Here is a 17636-nt window from a genome sequence, read left to right on the forward strand (position 1 = left end):
TCAGATAGTATTTTTATTTGCTGTGTTGTCAGGAAAAATATTGGATAATATGGCAATAATATATTATTGATGGAGAAAATGTGATGGGTAAAAAAATGACCATGGCGGAGATTTCAAAACGACTTGGGATATCAACAATGACCGTGTCACGTTACTTTAATGATGGTTATGTCTCGGCTGAGAACCGCCTTAACATTGATGCTATCGTCAAAGAAAGTCATTATACCCCCAATATATTTGCTCGCTCAATTCGTAGCCAATCTAATATTATTGGTTTCGTTGCCCCTCGGATTGAATCCTATACAACGAGTTTAGTGATTAAAGGGGCACTGGCTGCCGCTAATGAATCACAAGTCCGAATGCTGTTTCATGCTACAGGGTTTAGCCATGAGTCAGAATGCCAAGCCGTGAGGGAGTTTAATGGCTTAAATGCATTGGGCACTATCATTATTGCTTCAAAGCACAGTGTCGAAGAGCCTTTTTATCAAACCTTAGATAATGTGCTATTTATTGGTAAAAACACCCCCCATCATTGCTGTTTATATTACCCTGAACAAGCCGCGATTAAAGCGTTAGTCTCACAAACCATCACTCAGTTAAAACAGCAGCAGGCACCGCTCGAAGCCATACATTATATTTATGATGAACGCATGCTATCAAGCCGTACTAAATTGATGCAAGAAACCATTACTGACACGATACCAGAGCTGAATTTTTCGTTGCAAGCATTGGCTGATTCGGAGCAAAAAATCGGCTACCAAGAAATTCAATTACAGCCCAATAATGTCTATTTTTGTGCCACCGATAATATTGCCATTCGTCTATATCGCCGCGCCAAAGAACAGCAATTAAAAATTGGTCATAACCTATGGATTGTAGGCATAGGGGATTATGACTACAGTGATTTATTAGTACCAAGTCTTAGTACCGTTGCTTTTAATTATTATCAAGTGGGCTACCAGGCCGTTAAAAAATTGATTAAGCGTGATTTCAGTTCAGCTGAAGGCCAATTCGATATAAAAATCAGAGAAAGCTCACAGTTTATTTGAAAACGTATTGCATCTAATTTAATTCAATCTCACTATATGTGTTAACGATAACGCATGGTGAGATTGAAGAGATGGAACACGCCAATAATATGCACTTAAAGCCACTTGCGTGGTGGAAAAAAGCGACTGCCTACCAAATTTATCCCCGTAGTTTTTATGATACAAACCAAGATGGTATTGGTGATATTGAGGGGATCATTGCCAAGCTGGATTACTTTGCTGATTTGGGTATTGATTTATTATGGATTTGTCCATTTTATGAATCACCGAATGATGATAACGGTTACGATATTAGTGACTATCAAGCAATTCATCCTGACTTTGGCACCCTTGAGGATGTCGACCGATTAATCAGTGCCGCTCATGATCGTGGCATTCGTATTATTATGGATTTAGTGATCAACCACACTAGCGATGAGCATCCATGGTTCATTGAGTCTCGTCAAAGTAAAGATAGTCCTAAACGTGATTGGTATATTTGGCGTGATGGTTGTGAGCCTACAGCTGAAAAGCCGACTCGCGATCCAAACAACTGGGAAAGTATTTTTCATGGTAGTGCATGGGAATATGATGCCAAAACTGCGCAATATTACCTGCACCTATTTTCTAAAAAGCAGCCCGATCTTAATTGGGAAAACCCTGAAGTTAAACAAGCATTGTTTAACATGATTCATTGGTGGTTGGCTCGTGGTATTGATGGTTTCCGTGTGGATGCTATTAGCCATATTCAGAAACAAGCAGGTTTACCTTCTTTACCCAATCCAAAGGGTGAAAATTATGTTTCTTCATTTGACTATCACATGAATGTTGAAGGTATTGATAAGCCTCTCTATGAGCTAAGAGATCAAGCGTTTGCACCCTTTGATATTGTTACCGTTGGTGAGGCAAATGGGGTCGAAGCAGAAAACGCATTAACTTGGGTTGCCGAAGCCAACGAACATGAGCAAGGCGGTGTTTTTAATATGATTTTTCAGTTTGAACACATGAAATTATGGTCGGAAGAACAAAGTCGCGAGCGTTTTGATTTAGTGGGATTTAAACAAATTTTATCGCGTTGGCAAGATGCATTAGAAGGCAAAGGCTGGAACGCACTTTATTTAGAGAATCACGATCAAGCCCGTAGTATTGATACCTTTGCTCATCCTGATTATTGGTATGGCAGTGCTACCGCTTTAGCAAGTTGTTATTTTTTGATGAAAGGCACCCCTTTTATTTATCAGGGCCAAGAGATCGGCATGGTAAATCGTCAGTTTACTTCTCTTAACGACTTTAATGATGTCTCTGCTAGAAATTTAATTCAAAAGTTACAGCAACAAGGACAAAGCGACGAAAATATCTTGGCGTTGTTAAATCAAGTATCCCGTGATCATAGTCGTTTACCAATGCAATGGAATGACCAGGATTTTGCTGGTTTTTCTGAGGTGTCGCCTTGGTTTGCTGTGAATCCCAATTACACCGATATCAATGTTGAACAACAACAGCAAGATCCAAACTCGATTTTGAATTTTTATAAGCAGTTGATTGCTCTACGTAAATCAAATGAAAGTTTGGTGGTTGGTCGTTATCAATTGATCCTGCCTGACGATCCTAATATCTATGCTTATCAACGCATTGCTCAAGATATGACATGGACCATTATTACCAATTTAAATGCACAAGAGAGCATCGTTAATATCGACAGTGCACAGTTAGGGGCGTTAATGCTTGATAACCAAACTCTCAATAATGAACACAGTCGGTCAGATTTTATAACTACGCAAATAGCCCCCGCTTATGCCGCGTATATATTTGTAAGAAAACATTAAATTATATTTATGGCAGGGCGTTGATGACGTTAACCTGCATTTCAACCAAGGAATTAGTTATGAGTAAATTACTATCATTTGATTTTTGGCAACGATTTGGAAAATCACTTATCGTTGTTATCGCGGTGATGCCAGCAGCCGGTATCATGATATCACTAGGTAAAGTTGTCGCAATGTATGCTGGTGGCATCAGTGCTATTGAAACAATAGGCTATATTATGGAAAATATAGGTTGGGGGATTATTGTTAACCTTCACCTGTTATTTGCTGTCGCTATTGGTGGCTCGTGGGCAAAAGAGCGTGCAGGCGGTGCATTTGCAGCGCTCATTGCTTTCATATTAATTAACCGTACCACTGGGGTTATATTAGGCGTAAATAGCGAGATGCTGATTGACCCTCAGGCGACTGTGATGAGTTTATTTGGAACTGCGCTGCCTGTCTCTCAATTTTTCACTGATATTTTAGGCGCACCTGCACTAAATATGGGTGTTTTTATCGGTATTATGTCCGGCTATTTAGGTGCCAACTTATATAACCGTTACTATGATTTCTCTCGGTTACCTGAGGCATTAGCCTTTTTTAACGGTAAGCGTTTTGTGCCTTTTGTGGTTATTTTCTATTCGGTGATCATTGCATTTGGTTTATCGATAGTATGGCCTTTAATTCAAGGTGCACTCAATGATTTTGGTCAATGGATTGCAACCTCTAAAGATACTGCACCCATCACAGCTCCTTTCTTGTATGGCACGTTAGAGCGTTTATTACTGCCGTTTGGTTTACATCACACCTTAACAATTCCAATGAATTACACCGAGTTGGGTGGTTCTTATGAGCTTTTGACTGGGGCTAGTGCGGGTTCAAGCGTTTATGGTCAAGATCCATTATGGCTTGCTTGGATAAGTGATTTAAATAATCTTAAATTATCCGATCCGGCAACTTACCAGCATTTATTGGATACTGTGCATCCAGCACGTTTTAAAGCGGGCCAAGTCATTATAGCCGCGTCATCATTGATTGGGATTGGGCTTGCGATGTATCACTGTGTTGATAATGATAAACGTAAGCAATATAAACCGATGTTTTTATCCGCCTGTCTTGCCGTGTTATTAACGGGCGTGACTGAACCCATTGAATTCATGTTTATGTTCATTGCTCCCGTGTTGTATGTTGCACACGCGGTGTTAACAGGTATTGCATTTGCATTGGTGGATGTTATGGATCTACGTGTACATGCCTTTGGTTTGATTGAATTACTCACTCGTATACCCATGATGATTTCAGCGGGCATAGGCGGTGATTTAATTCGTTTCGCGTTGGTGTGTATTGTTTTCTTTGTCGTTAACTACGGACTGTTTCGTTTGCTAATTGTGAAGTTTCATTTACCAACACCGGGGCGTATGGGTAACTATCTGGATGAAAATTCAGAAGCCATGTTGCAAGAGGATAAGCTTGACATTATTATTCAAAATTTAGGCGGGCGTGACAATATTGCTGAGATTGATGCTTGTATGACCCGCTTGCGTATAACGGTTAATGATCCGCTATTGGTTGCTGAATATTCGTTATGGAAATCTACGGGAGCACTTGGATTAGTGGTTAAAGAGCAGGGGGTACAAGCTATTTATGGTCCGGGAGTGGATGTGATTAAATCTAGGTTACTTGATAAGTTTTCAGCACAACCTGCGTAATTCGTTCTTTATACCCGTTATCATTCAAAGTGCTTTGTTCAGTCGCTAGCTTGTACACCAAGGCAAGGCGCAACATGATGACAATGGCTAGTCCTTATCGAGTGTTGCAACGCTGAATTGGTTTGCAAGCTAGCGACCCGTAGGGCAAGCCGTGAGGCAAACATCTTCGTTGTTAGAAAGCTTCGATTGAACTAGTTAGACCTTCAGCTTTCTGCCTAGAACCTGCTCACCTCACAGCTTGCTGAATTTAGCAACTTGAATGATAACGGGTATATATTAGCTGTAAATAACAAGTGAACAATATCGATAAACGCAGTATTGATGCTGCGTTTTTATCTCCGTACATTTAAATAAGCGAATAATAAATGAAGTTATTGACGCTAAATACCCACAGTTGGCAAGAAGATAAACAGTTAGAAAAGTTGGATATAGTCGCGCAAGCCATTATTGAACAAGGGTGTGATGTGATTGCATTACAAGAGGTTAATCAATGCCAAGATAGCTCGGTCGTTGATGCCAGTATATTAAGTAATCATCCCGTGCTAGCTAATAACTATGGTTATTTATTACAGCAAAAATTGGCGGAGCATGGTCATCACTACCAACTTACATGGGATTTTGTTCACCAAAGTTATGAAGTATATCAAGAGGGGTTAGCATTTTTGACGCGACTGCCCATTCTTGAACATGAGGTCATTGATTTAAATGATAACTATGATGTGAGTTTTTGGAAACATCGACGAGCAGTGCGTATTAAAGTGGCTTCTCAACAAGGTGAATTCGATTTTTATAATTGTCATTGCGGCTGGTGGAATGACTCAGAGAGCCCATTTGAGGATCATATCAAGCGTATCACGGCGACATTATCAACAGGGTTGAGCTTTCTATTAGGTGATTTCAATAACCCGAGTCATATACGCAATGAAGGTTATGATTATGTATTACAGCGCGGTTTAATTGATTGTTATGAGATGGCAGAAAAAAAAGATGCTGGTACCACTGTGATTAAAAATATTGATGGTTGGCAACACAATAGCCAGGCTTTACGGATTGATTTGATTCTTAGTAATCAATTGGTTGTGGTAAAGCAGCATCAGACGATTTTTAATAACGATTTTTATCCGATTGTGTCGGATCACTTTGGGGTGTTGGTTGAAGTGGAAGTTGCTTAGTTTTTATTAACTCATTGATTGCTTTGCAAAGAGTGTATCCATGAAATTAATAATAGGTTTGTTTATTTTAGAACTCATCGCATGTTTATGAATCATATTTGCTATAACTATAAATTATTCAAGGAGAAAAAATGTTATCTGTTGTTGCTGACGTTGGTGGTACAAATATCCGACTTGCTGTTTGTGATGTTAAAACGGGGGAGTTGAGTCAATTAAATGAATTTGCTTGTGCCGAATTTATAACACTTGAAGTTGCACTGACTCAATACTTTGAAATATTACAAGGTGAAGTGAAACACCTTTGTATTGGTATTGCTTGTCCCGTTGAAAATGATCATGTTGTGATGACCAATTTAAGTTGGGATTTTTCTAAGCAAGCACTTAAAGAAAAATTAAAATTAGCGTCGTTATATGTCATCAATGACTACACTGCAATTTCATTCGCGGTACCCTTTCTTTCTTCAGTAGAAAAAATACAAGTCGGTGGTGGTGAATGTAAAGAGAATGCTGTTACGGCTATCTTTGGTCCTGGGACAGGGCTCGGTGTTTCACACATTATTAAATCGGCGGATAAATGGATCAGTTTAGAGGGTGAGGGTGGACACGTAAGTTTCGCTGCTAATACACCAGAACAGGCTGATATTTTATGTTTACTACAAGCGCAATTTGGTCACGTTTCTGCAGAGCGTATTTTGTCCGGGCAGGGTTTAGTTAATTTGTACCAGAGTCTTTGTGCTTTATCTAAACGTGAAGTTAAATTTGAGCATCCGAAAGAGGTCTCTAAAGCTGCATTAGACGGCAGTTGTGATATGGCACGGAGAAGTCTGGATGTTTTTTGTCAAGTTATGGGCAGTTTTGCTGGTAACCTTGCATTAAACCTAGCTTGTACAGGAGGTGTTTACATCGCGGGCGGTATTGTACCGCGCTTTGTTGAGTTATTTCAATCTAGCGAGTTCAGGCATTTCTTTGAAGATAAAGGGCGTTTTAAAGCGTATCTATCATCTATTCCCACTTTTTTAATTACCCATAATAACCCTGGGTTATTGGGAGCGAGTGTTTATCTTCGTCAAGAGTTAGGTTTATTAAATAATGATGCATTAGGGTGAGATATTCATGACCAATAGGGCTGACTATTAGCTGCTTAAATTTATAATGCACAGTAAATGTTGAATCTGCGTTGTTAATAAAAATCCTTTCTCATTAAAAAGTGAGAGAGGATTTTTTAAATATGTGTAAGTCGCCACAGAGGGCAATTGCCATAAACTCGAACCTTTAAATCGTTTTGCAGACGCATTTAGGATTAGAACTGATTGATTATATTGAGTCAGGCAAAACTGACCCTGCAGGACTAAAGTCCCACTTCCCAATAACGCGTTACCAATATGATTTTGGAAGTGAGCCTTTAGGCTTGCCTCTGTTGCTAATTCTGCAAACCATGAAAAATAGAGCTAATTTTTTAACCTAAGGCACACAAATTATGATGATATTTTACATTTGCCGTGAATAGCGTAGATTGTGCGCACTATTAATAAGGAATATGACCCATGAATCCAATTATCCAAACGTTAAAAGATCACGATGTTAGTGATCAGAAAATTGTAGAAGTTTTTCAAGCATTAACGGAAAATCCGCTTGGCGCAATGGCTATCATTACGACATTAGGTATCCCACAAGAGAAATTACAAGCGTTAATGATGATGGTAATGACTAACCCTGATTTGATTAAACAAGCGGTTGAAGAGTTAGGTTTAGACTTTGCAAAAGTTGAAGAAGCAAAAGCAAAATTACAAGAAAACCAATAAACAGCGGTTAATATGAGAAAGCCGGTTGTTACGGCTTTCTGTCTTACCTTTCACCCTCTTAGCAACTCTCTGTCTACCTCTGCTACCTGCTACCTATATGCTTAACTTATTGCGCTACGATTATTGATAGACCACATCGTTGTTAATATAAATCACTTCAACACGACGGTTTTTAATGCGCCCCGCACGGGATTTATTAGAAGCAATCGGATTATCTTCACCTTTCCAACCGGTATTGATAGCTTCTTCATGCACCCCTTGGCTAATAAAATAATCTCGAACGGCCAGCGCGCGTTTTTTAGAAAGTTTTAAATTGTAAGCTGCTGGGCCACTGTTATCGGTATAAGCGACGATATCCACACTGATTGCTTCTTGACTCATACGCATTTTTTTCGCTAATTTAGCTAATGCACTGGGATCGCGAATTTCTGCACTATCAAATTTAAACAGTGTGCTGCTATTGATGGTGATAGGCACAATGACCGATGCAGGTGGTGCTACTACTTTATCGGATTTTTGTGTGACGCCAAATTTGTAATTTAAACCGACGCTAAACTCATATAAATCATCTTCCACATTAGGCACATCACCAATCAGACGGTAACCGGTGTCTAATTCCCATTTGCTCGAAATTTGGTATTTTAAACCAATACCGCCACTGAGATTTAAATCGTTATCCATAAAACTATTACCAATTTTTGCGTAAACAGCTGCTCTGTCTGAAAGGTAATAACGGCCTACTAAATACGTTGAAAAAACCATTAAGTTGCCACTGTCAGGGCCTCGTTGTAATTTTCCTAGGTAATTTACATCTGATTCTACGGCGAAAAAATGATTAATATTGTAACCTAGTAGTACACCCATGCTTGCCGTTGATGGGTCTTTATCGGGCTGATTATTATCATCAGAAGCTTTGTTCTCTATATCAATGAGTGTTGCCCCTAATTTTCCGCCCAGATAAAAGCCGTGATCGTTATATAACGACTCTGCGCTGGTAAAACCTGAATAGAGTAATAACAGGGTTAATAGATATAAACGCTTCATAGGGTCACCTCAAACATCACCGTGAAATGGTCGGCATAACTGCTTTCTTCAACATCTTTGACTGAGATATTGTCGTAATTGACACCGAGGGTAAACGGGATAAGTGTTGAATCCGGTGAAGTGATTTCGGCTTTTCCATCATCCACCAGTTTACCCTTACTCACTAATTGACTACCTGAGCTACAGCCTTTGCAAGTGATGCTATACGGGATAGAGGTTGATCCACTGTTCACTGGTTTTAAGGTGTAATCATTGGTCTTTTTATTGATTAAGCGAAAGGTCAGGCCATTTTCAAAATAACCTAATGCCGATACTTTAAAACCCGTTTGTCCACTCACTGTATGTGCCTTGGTATCGTATTTAGGCACGATATGACCTGTGCCTAATACGTTAATGCGTTTGATAACACTGGGGTTATATTCAATTTGCACGGAAAATGTAATGGGAATATTACGGTAGGTTTTCACCGTTTGTGACGCATCCACAAAGAAGCCATAACTTGCAATTGCACTCACAGTGCCAGAATAAACACCTTTGCTTTTGCCTTTAAGCTGGGCAATTAACACGGCTTTATCCAATTTAATAATGGGCTGTAAGGCAGTAAAAGGTGTTTCGGGTTGTTGGTAATTAAGACGACTATCTGCAATACAATAACCATGACCCGCCGTGCGTTTAACTGTCGCAATGGAAGATAATTTTGTTTCATTACAGCTTGGATAAATATCTGAATACCAGCTGCTTTCCCATATTGGGTTAGTCTGATAATTCACGCCACTTAAGGTCAGTGGCACAGAAACATGTTCATTACCGCTACTGAGCTCAATATAAAGATCTGTCATTGAGGTAAAAGTCCCCGGAACCCAAGCTGTTGTTTTAGGTAGATTACCCGGTTTGAACCAATAATTCGGTGTGAGGTATTGACCATCACTGCTGGCATTAAACCAATCTAGTTTTTCGCCGGTCAGCTTGCCGTTAATAGTAAATGCATGTGCATTAAGGCTTAATAAACATAGCAGTAATAGGTAGCGCATATTATTCCCCTTGCGTTAGTGTGATCTCTTCTTTGAATGTTTCATCGTGGTTAAGCATGATCACATCAAGGTTGTCACGTTGTAGTTCTTTAGGCAGGTGTAAAATGCGTGTTCTACCCGCGAGTAAGGTGAACGTGGTTTTACACAAGGCTGGTTTTTTATTACTCTCTTCTTGAACATTATTTTTACACTGATCAATGAGTAATGTGAGCATGGTATTACCACTGTTTTTAGCGGTGATATTTTTGCCGTCATAACTTGCTTGATACTCAACCTTGCTCTCTTTAGCTGGAATAATGTAGTAGGGCGCAAAACCAAATAACATGCTGATGTTTGATTGCTCTTCGCCTTCATTGCTATAAGAAACCGGTTGAATATGGATTTGAAACACTTGGTCCACCGTTCTGTCACATTTGTTGCCACAGATACTTTCAATTTGAATGTCTTTCACCATGTTTGGCTCAATCACTAATTTTGAAGGTTTAGTGGCTATCTGCCAGCGATCTAAATTTTTTCGTGTGTACGGTGTTTTAATAATTTGGTTATTTTTAATTTCTACTTTAGACACCGAGGTCTTTAAGAAATAAGTAATATTATCGGTATTATCAAGGGTTAAAATACCCGCTTGATCGTCCGCATTCGCAAGCATTAAGCTACTAATCGCCATTGCTGATACCGGTGTTATGTTGATGATTAAGCACATCATTAAAAGCTGTTTCATTATTTTCATTATTTAATCCCAATTCTGTGTAAAGTTGTTTTTCTCGATAGTGCTTAAGGCGTACAGGCTTAATTCATTTAATAATGTTTGCTGTTGTGCCGTTAGCATTTCTGTATTGCTGACATACAGGTATTGGCGGTTACCCACTTCACGAGACAGTGTTTCAATACCTGCGGCTGTTAATTTTTTAACGGTTTGTGGATAATCCGCATCACCATCCGTGTTTTCATCGGCTGCGTTATCAAAGGAGCCTAAAAAGTAATATTTTTTACCATTGAGCTGTATCGCTGGGTTATCGTTATTAGCCAATGACCAAGCGCCTCCTTGTTGTAATCCTGGTAGGCAATAGTTATTACCCAAGTTACTAATGGTGCTTGAATTTCTGTCTAAGCTGGGTGTGACACAAATTTGTTGTTGTGAATACAATCCATAATCACTGCCTGCAATCACTGAGACTTTAAAAACACCTTGCTCAATTTTCTCGATATCGACACAACCTTCACCTGCACATTTAACTTCTGAGATTGCGTTGTTATTAAGATCATCAAAGGAGCTAATGAAGGTTTTAATTTTCACTAAGTCCATGTCTAAACTAATCACTGTGCCGGGTAGGGCATAACCACTGGTTTGGTGTTCATCATCACTGATGTAGTTAGAAGACTCAGTATCTAAAAATACGTTAAAATCTTGGTATTTATCAATCGCGATCACCGTGTCTTCTTGGTTAATGTTTTCGTTATAACCCAGCTCTTGCTCGTGATAAACAGATAACAAACCACGATGACTATCGTCTTCTTGCTGGTTGTTGGCATCAACGACCACGTAGGCATCACTTTTCTGTGCGGTGATATAAACCTTGCCCGTATTAGAGATAACTTGTGTTGTGGATAAGTTCGCATTGAGCGATTTAGTGCCATCAGAGCTTAAATAAGCATAACTGTCGGCCGTGAATGCACGGTGCTGGTAGTTTGCTGAGCTACTGATATCGGTACTGGCATAACGTTCTGCATCGCTACCGGTATAAGTCACGCCCACTTCAGTATTCACCGATAAGTTATCAGTTACTTGCTGGCTATTAGTCAGGCTATTACGGAACTCTTCTACCCCTTGGTGACCTAAACTCATTGATGAGTTAGCGCTCCAATCTGTTGATAAAGGCACAGACCAAAGAATTCCTGCGTACCAATCGTTTTTGCTCCAGCGGTATTCTTCATTTTGGTAAGTCGCTGAAAAGTTTAATGTTGAGTTGGCGATAAAAGCATGAGAATAACCAGCGCTCACCGACCAGTAATCGCTTTGGTCGACGTATTGATGTTGGCTATTGGCGAGATCAATGTTGTTATTAACTAATAACAGGTAACCTTGACCGCTATAAATATTGGCAGATACATTGACGCTTAAACGGCGGTAACCAATATTGGATAACATGTAATTATCTAAGCTGTATTCTGAGTCTGCAGAGCGGTATTGCTCGTAACCCACACCAACGTTATAAATATTGGTGTCGGCTGATAAAAACTGGCTGCCGTTATCAAAAAGAGCGTATTTCACATCGCTGCTTATCTGCGTAGCAAAGGATTTTTTAATGCCTATTTCTGCCATGGTATTATCGACATTAGACAATAAACGCGCGCCTATTAAGGCACTGTCGAATAACTGGTACGTGCCTTTTGCTTCGGCAAAACTATTGTTGTCTAACCACAGGTCATAACGTGGTTTGTTGATGTCGAATGATGCGCTTGAATCATTGTTTCTTTTATTCTCTTTTTCGTAACGATCATTTAATAAACCCGCTGCAAAACTAAAGTCATACTCACCTTGGTTGAGTGAAAAGGCATTGTTATTAAATATTTGCTGTCTTTCTGTTAATAACTCACGGCCACCTGAGATAACAACAATAGTGGCCATGTAGGAGCCATAAGGTAGTTCACGAAAAGAGAGGCTTTGTTGGCCTGAATCGACATTTTTGCTGTAAATAAGATTACCTTCACGGTAAACCTCGATACGACCTTGATTGGGTAATAAGTAATACAAGCTACGGCTATTTTGTTTGCCGCCGCTGATTAAGTTGTTAGAGGAAGCGTAACTCACCACTTCTTGTGAATAGCTACCCGTTAAGTCTAAAAAAGAGGTGCTGTTTTGCTCATAACCGTATTTGAAATGACCCACTTGAAGGCGACGGTTTTGAAATTCATAATCGTAAGATAACTGTTCAACGTCTAAATCATTAGAGGCGCTATCAAGGTAAAGGCTGCTTCTCATATTGCCGTATTTAAGGCCTAATAAACTTTTATCACGCAGAATAAGTGATGAGCCACTGTCGCTAAAGTAGTGATAATTAAAGTCCATATTGTTAATAAAACCGTATAGGTTGTTATCTGAATCATGGAAAACATGGCTCGTTTTGTTTTTGTCTAATAGCTTATTATTCGCAAAAAAAGTGATGTGTTTGAGTTCATAATCAAATGAAAACGCAAAGGTTTCCGGGATCATGCTGCACTCTGCGACTTTACCGTGGCAGGCGCTGTCATTGGTCATATTGTTTTGCATGGCATTAATAATGGCGCTGACTTGCTGTTTTTTAATATTATTTTGTAGCAGGTAATTTTCTACTTTATTAATGCTGGTGGCATTTAAAGTGGCTGATGTTGGCGTTGACATCACGCTGATAGTTAACATCTCTGGCGCACTGGCCATTTCAAAAGTGAACTGTTCTTGGCTGCCTTCGTATAACGAAGCAAATTCATCGGGAATAATAATGCCTTCACTTTGTATAGAGGCAATGCTTAGGCTGATGTTGAAAAGTAATGAAGCGATGATTAGACATTTAATTTTCATATCTCTAACTCCACACTCATTTGGATAGACCCACTACAGTTATCGTCACCGTAGTTAAGCGGGTCGAAAGAAAGGTCAACGTCTAAACTGCGCGTTTTCCCCTGCATATCTAATTCATCTAAGTCTTCGTTAATGAAGGTATCGCCCATTAGCATCTGTTTTCCGTCTACCCAGACAGTAGAGAAGTCTTTAGTAGCGGTTTCTGCGCCAGTGCTGTCGTAACACTGCGATTGGTTTTCAACGAGTGTCAAAGCAAAGCTATCCACAGGATCAGATTCGCTGATGGAGGTTGCTAGTTGTAATTGATCTGAAATAGTCTTGAATTGGTAATTTGCTGCATCGAATTCGAGCTCCCAGTTTTGTTTCACAAATTCAAACTTAATGATATTGCGGTCAAAAAACTGGGCTAACTCGATGTTGGTATCAACACGAAATTGTTGCTGTAATGATGAAGCGTCTGCAAGCGCATGCACATTGGTACTCACTAAAAGTAAGCGAGTAAAGATGAGCAAAGGATGCAAAAAAAGGGCTTGAGAACGCTTCATATTCACCTCTAAATTAGATCGCTTTAGATGAGTTGATAACAGAGTGAACTTCGATGTTTTGACCAACCGCTAAAGGCGCATCTGCAACTGTTTCGTTTTCTGTGGTGAAAGTCACTGTGCCTGCTGTTGCTTCAATAGGTACTGCTTGTGTCATTGCCACGCCGTCCATATTGACAACAGTGCCTAGCGCTGATGTGTCAGTGGTACCAATCACAGTATCTAACATGCTCATTGTCCAAGAAGCATCACTGATTAGGTCACCAACAGCATCTGCAGACTCGCCTGTAACAAAGGCACTACCTTCTGCACATTTACCAACAGTAACGCCATCATCACAAGCGCGGTAATGTAGTTCTAAGGAAATTTTATCTGAAGTGAATTGACCTGATGTATCTGTTACTACTAAGCCTGCAGAGTCTGCGTAAGGTAATGCGCCACCTGGGCCTGTAATAATCACTGACTCACCCGGTGCGACTGATGGCACAATGCCTTTCCAATGTAATGTTGTTGTTGCATCAGTTGATGCCGCTAATACAGAAGCAGAGGCTGTTAATAAAATGATTGGTAATAGTAGTTTGTTTTTCATAGTGAACCTTTATCAGTTAGAGTTAATTAAGCCGCTTAACCTGCATAAAACTGCGTTAGCTAAGCTTGATAACTATGATAAAGGTGTGATGTTTTGTGAGACAGGTCACGTTTGAAATTCAAAAAATAGAAATGCCTACCTGTTAACCATTTGTTAATAAGTCTATTGTGCTGGCAGGTAGTGTGTATCTAGCTTGATGGTAGGTCTTTGATGATGATGAAAAATCCTTTTAAGTAATAAAAAAACCACAAAATAAATTGTGGGTAATACCGATACGCTTAACTATTTAGTCGCCTTAACGTATTAAGGCAGATAACAACTGACTAATACCAAGTAAATTTAATGTGCTTGGTCTTTTTACTTGGTCTAATTTCAATTAAGCGCACGGTATAAAATCGTTTAAATATCGTATTTATCAAAAATACCGTTGTTATTAATATCTTTCTCGGCATCAATGCGATCCGCATGATTATTTTTATAGTTACCGATAATATGACTGTAAGGGCTGTAGTGGTTACCGTTATAGGTATCCTTATATAAAAACTCTAACTCATCACCAACACTATCGCCGTCACTGTCAGAAAGTACCGGTTGTGAGCAATATTCAACTCTGTCTGCTTGGTAACTCTCTGGATATTTTAAACATTCAGCTACCTCTTGTTGTGTTGAGAAACCATCATTATCTAAGTCCGTTAAATCGATTAACCCCGGTTTATCATCGAACCTATCAGGAGGATAAACACTCACCCCTGAGTCCGATTGAGGCACAACCGCGCCATTCATTTTAAAGTCGATGTAAGTACAACCCGATATAATATAAGGGTAGGTAATGTTTTTTGTATCAATGTTGCACTCAAAGACTTTATCAACCCGTTTGAGCGGGTTAATAAAGCGCCAGTGGTTGCTGTTATCCGTTTTGTCATCACGGCTAAAATAGGTGCTTTTACCTTGGCCAGAAGTGGCAGTCAGGCTGGCATAAGAGTTGGCTGCATCACCGATAATATTGGTGCTATGCGCTCTTTCTTCTTCGTGAAAACCAGCACTGGTTAGGCTGTATAATCGATGGTTCTCAAGTAATACCATTACCGCATTAGAGGTGTTTTCATAAAACAGGACCTTGCCTTTGTCTCTATCACTAATATTGCCAAAATTGAGGGTTAAATCGACCGGATCACCATTGGGTTTTTTCTCAATATGGTATTGTGCATAACCGGCTAATTTTAAATTGGCTTTGTCACCAAACATATAACTAATAAAATTAGGCCCTTGCTGGTAGTCGTTTACCTTCTGTGCAACCTCTTTAAACTGATAGCGTTCACCATTTTTTCTACTGCCGTTAAACAAAGCGTATAAGACACCTTGTTTGGTGAGGGCCGCGATGCCGGTGGTGGTTTGCGTAGATTTAATGACCGTTTCTTTTTTGTCATTCATCTTATCAACAAAGTTTAAATAGAAGTTAGTGCTTGTGTCTTTTTTAGATTTAAATCGGTAAAAAGGTTTTTGTTGCCCCCACGAACCCGTGTTGGCTTTTAGGCAATAAAAAGAGCCATGTGTGCCCGCATTCCAGCATTGCAATGCTAGTTCTTTAAAGGGCGAGAAGTCGGTTTTAATCAGCGTAGCTGGAGTATCCTTTACAGCACAATCAATACCATAGTAGGTAGACTTACCATTATCAAAATGCACCACAGCAGAAGTGATACCAAAGCTTTCCACAGACTCAACACCGGATAAATGCTGGTTATTAAATAGATCCGTAAAATCGGCATAACAGAGGTTCTTCGTGCCATAGATTTGATTAACCGCGCGTGCTTCATTTGCTTGGTTGACGATATAAATAACGCCACCATAACCCAAGCTACGATCGTTATAGGTCAATCCGTAATAAACACGGTCGGTTGCCGGTAAATCAATTAAGGTGTCGGTGGGTTGCAGTGCATTCAGCGCACTAAATAAAATAATACGATTCTCACTGCCGTCTTCACTGCTCATATCAATGCGGTAATTACCAAAGCCAATATTATCTAGCGCGGTGGCATATAAACCATTATTTTGCATATACGGTAGCAGATCTTCTTTAAAGGGTTTCATAAGGGTATTACGGCCCACAGCGCCTAATCCACCATCACTAAAAAGTTTGATAAAGCCATTATAAGAAAACTCAATTTGGCCTTGTCGTACTTCGCCGGTATGAAAGGTTATTTGACCTGTGCTCACCCCATTTAATTGATGATCGTAAACACTGTAATTCACCACAAATTCGCCGTCGTCGATGGGGCTAAATTCAAAAGAGGTATTCGTCACATCATTACTATCGCTAAGTTGCACATTTGCGCCCATCGCTTGTACTGAGACTAATTGAATCGCATCACCTTCTGCATCACTCACTAATGGCGAGCCAGAAAAATTCATAATATCCACTGTGATCGTTTCACCCACGGGTACTAAGCGCGCGTAGGTATCATCGCTGGTGATCGGCGCATTATTACTATCACCTGACACATCGATATTAATACGGCCGGTTTTTACAATGTCTAATTCATCAACTACCGCATAACTGACTACGGTTAAACCAATTTCTGTTGGGTCATAAATAAAATTACCCATGTCATCTAAATTAGCCACACCACTGCCTTGCACAATGGTGGAAGAGATAAATTCCGGATTAGTGAGGCTTAATAATTCACTGCTGATTTCATCTTGAATATTAAAAAGGAGATTGGTATCTACCGTGACGCTTTTGCTGATGTCAGTAAACTGACCGGCTTTGCTTGAAGACTTTTTGCTGGTGGCATTTTTGGGGCTGTCGTCTGTTTGATCATCTTGATTGTCTGACGAACCTTGTGGCACTGAAAAACTGATTGTTGCAAACGCCGTTGCTTGGTTATTTCCATCGGAGACCGTATAGGCTAAATCGCAACTGCCTGAGCGCATGGGTTTGATAGCAAAACTTAATTGCGCTGCTTGCTGATTTTCTAGCACACATAATTCAGAGTCTGTTAATACTTCAATGTGGCTGAGAGTGAGGTTTTTATGCGCGCTAGAGCCGACAAAATTAGAGAAGTTAAAATTGAGTATTTGACCGGCTTTATTGGCACGGGCATTTTTTACAAAATCGACTGCATAAACAGGGTTCTTAACAATGACGGGAGTTGGTGGTTGTGTTGGCTCAGGGACGGGCTGTGTGCTTGAGCCTGATTCGCTGTTACAACCGAATAGCGCAGCCAGGAAAATTAATACTGTAAAGTGCTTTAATAATTTTGTCATTATCTACCTCAGTCATATCAATAAACCAACTCAAAGAGTTGCAATTTACAGATAGTAACTGAGTCAATAATTATCAACAGGGCGAGATTTT

General features: G+C 39.8%; 13 protein-coding genes. 6 read left to right on the forward strand and 7 right to left on the reverse strand.

Annotated elements, in window-relative coordinates:
* Window positions 1-83 precede the first annotated feature (83 nt).
* The 6 genes from CXF74_RS02555 to CXF74_RS02580 all read left to right on the forward strand — a co-directional run bounded on the left by CXF74_RS02555 (window position 84) and on the right by CXF74_RS02580 (window position 7516).
* Window positions 84-1049: a LacI family DNA-binding transcriptional regulator gene (locus tag CXF74_RS02555; RefSeq protein WP_101080831.1), complete on the forward strand. Its 966-nt coding sequence runs from the start codon at window positions 84-86 to the stop codon at window positions 1047-1049.
* Between the two features lie 71 nt (window positions 1050-1120).
* The gene (locus CXF74_RS02560; protein WP_101080832.1) at window positions 1121-2854 is read left to right on the forward strand and encodes an alpha-glucosidase; all 1734 of its coding nucleotides are present in this window, start codon (window positions 1121-1123) and stop codon (window positions 2852-2854) included.
* Window positions 2855-2913: 59 nt separating this feature from the next.
* Complete coding sequence (locus tag CXF74_RS02565) at window positions 2914-4542, forward strand: PTS transporter subunit IIBC (RefSeq protein WP_101080833.1); 1629 nt, start codon at window positions 2914-2916, stop codon at window positions 4540-4542.
* Window positions 4543-4907: 365 nt separating this feature from the next.
* The gene (locus tag CXF74_RS02570) at window positions 4908-5714 is read left to right on the forward strand and encodes an endonuclease/exonuclease/phosphatase family protein (RefSeq protein WP_198552755.1); all 807 of its coding nucleotides are present in this window, start codon (window positions 4908-4910) and stop codon (window positions 5712-5714) included.
* Between the two features lie 131 nt (window positions 5715-5845).
* On the forward strand, window positions 5846-6820 hold the full coding sequence (locus CXF74_RS02575) for a glucokinase (RefSeq protein WP_101080834.1): 975 nt from the start codon (window positions 5846-5848) through the stop codon (window positions 6818-6820).
* 438 nt (window positions 6821-7258) lie between these two features.
* The gene (locus CXF74_RS02580) at window positions 7259-7516 is read left to right on the forward strand and encodes a DUF2999 family protein (RefSeq protein WP_101080835.1); all 258 of its coding nucleotides are present in this window, start codon (window positions 7259-7261) and stop codon (window positions 7514-7516) included.
* A 120-nt stretch (window positions 7517-7636) separates the two neighbouring features.
* Here CXF74_RS02580 and CXF74_RS02585 read toward each other — a convergent pair whose 3' ends face one another.
* The 7 genes from CXF74_RS02585 to CXF74_RS02615 form a co-directional block, all read right to left on the reverse strand.
* Window positions 7637-8560, reverse strand: coding sequence for an OmpA family protein (locus tag CXF74_RS02585; protein WP_101080836.1), 924 nt, complete (start codon window positions 8558-8560; stop codon window positions 7637-7639).
* Entirely contained in the window at window positions 8557-9591 is a 1035-nt protein-coding gene (locus CXF74_RS02590; protein WP_101080837.1) for a hypothetical protein, read from the reverse strand. The genes CXF74_RS02585 and CXF74_RS02590 overlap by 4 nt, the downstream gene beginning before the upstream one ends.
* A gap of 1 nt (window position 9592) precedes the next feature.
* Window positions 9593-10321, reverse strand: a complete 729-nt coding sequence (locus CXF74_RS02595; RefSeq protein WP_198552756.1) for a hypothetical protein — start codon at window positions 10319-10321, stop codon at window positions 9593-9595.
* Window positions 10322-10324: 3 nt separating this feature from the next.
* Entirely contained in the window at window positions 10325-13150 is a 2826-nt protein-coding gene (locus CXF74_RS02600; protein ID WP_101080839.1) for a CS1-pili formation C-terminal domain-containing protein, read from the reverse strand.
* Window positions 13147-13695, reverse strand: coding sequence for a hypothetical protein (locus CXF74_RS02605; RefSeq protein WP_101080840.1), 549 nt, complete (start codon window positions 13693-13695; stop codon window positions 13147-13149). Before CXF74_RS02605 ends, CXF74_RS02600 begins: the two co-directional genes overlap by 4 nt.
* A 13-nt stretch (window positions 13696-13708) precedes the next feature.
* A complete protein-coding gene (locus CXF74_RS02610) occupies window positions 13709-14281 on the reverse strand; it encodes a hypothetical protein (protein ID WP_101080841.1) in 573 nt (190 codons plus the stop codon).
* Between the two features lie 399 nt (window positions 14282-14680).
* The gene (locus CXF74_RS02615) at window positions 14681-17545 is read right to left on the reverse strand and encodes a hypothetical protein (RefSeq protein WP_101080842.1); all 2865 of its coding nucleotides are present in this window, start codon (window positions 17543-17545) and stop codon (window positions 14681-14683) included.
* Window positions 17546-17636: the final 91 nt, after the last annotated feature.

The organism is Psychromonas sp. Urea-02u-13 (assembly GCF_002835995.1).
GTDB lineage: Bacteria > Pseudomonadota > Gammaproteobacteria > Enterobacterales > Psychromonadaceae > Psychromonas.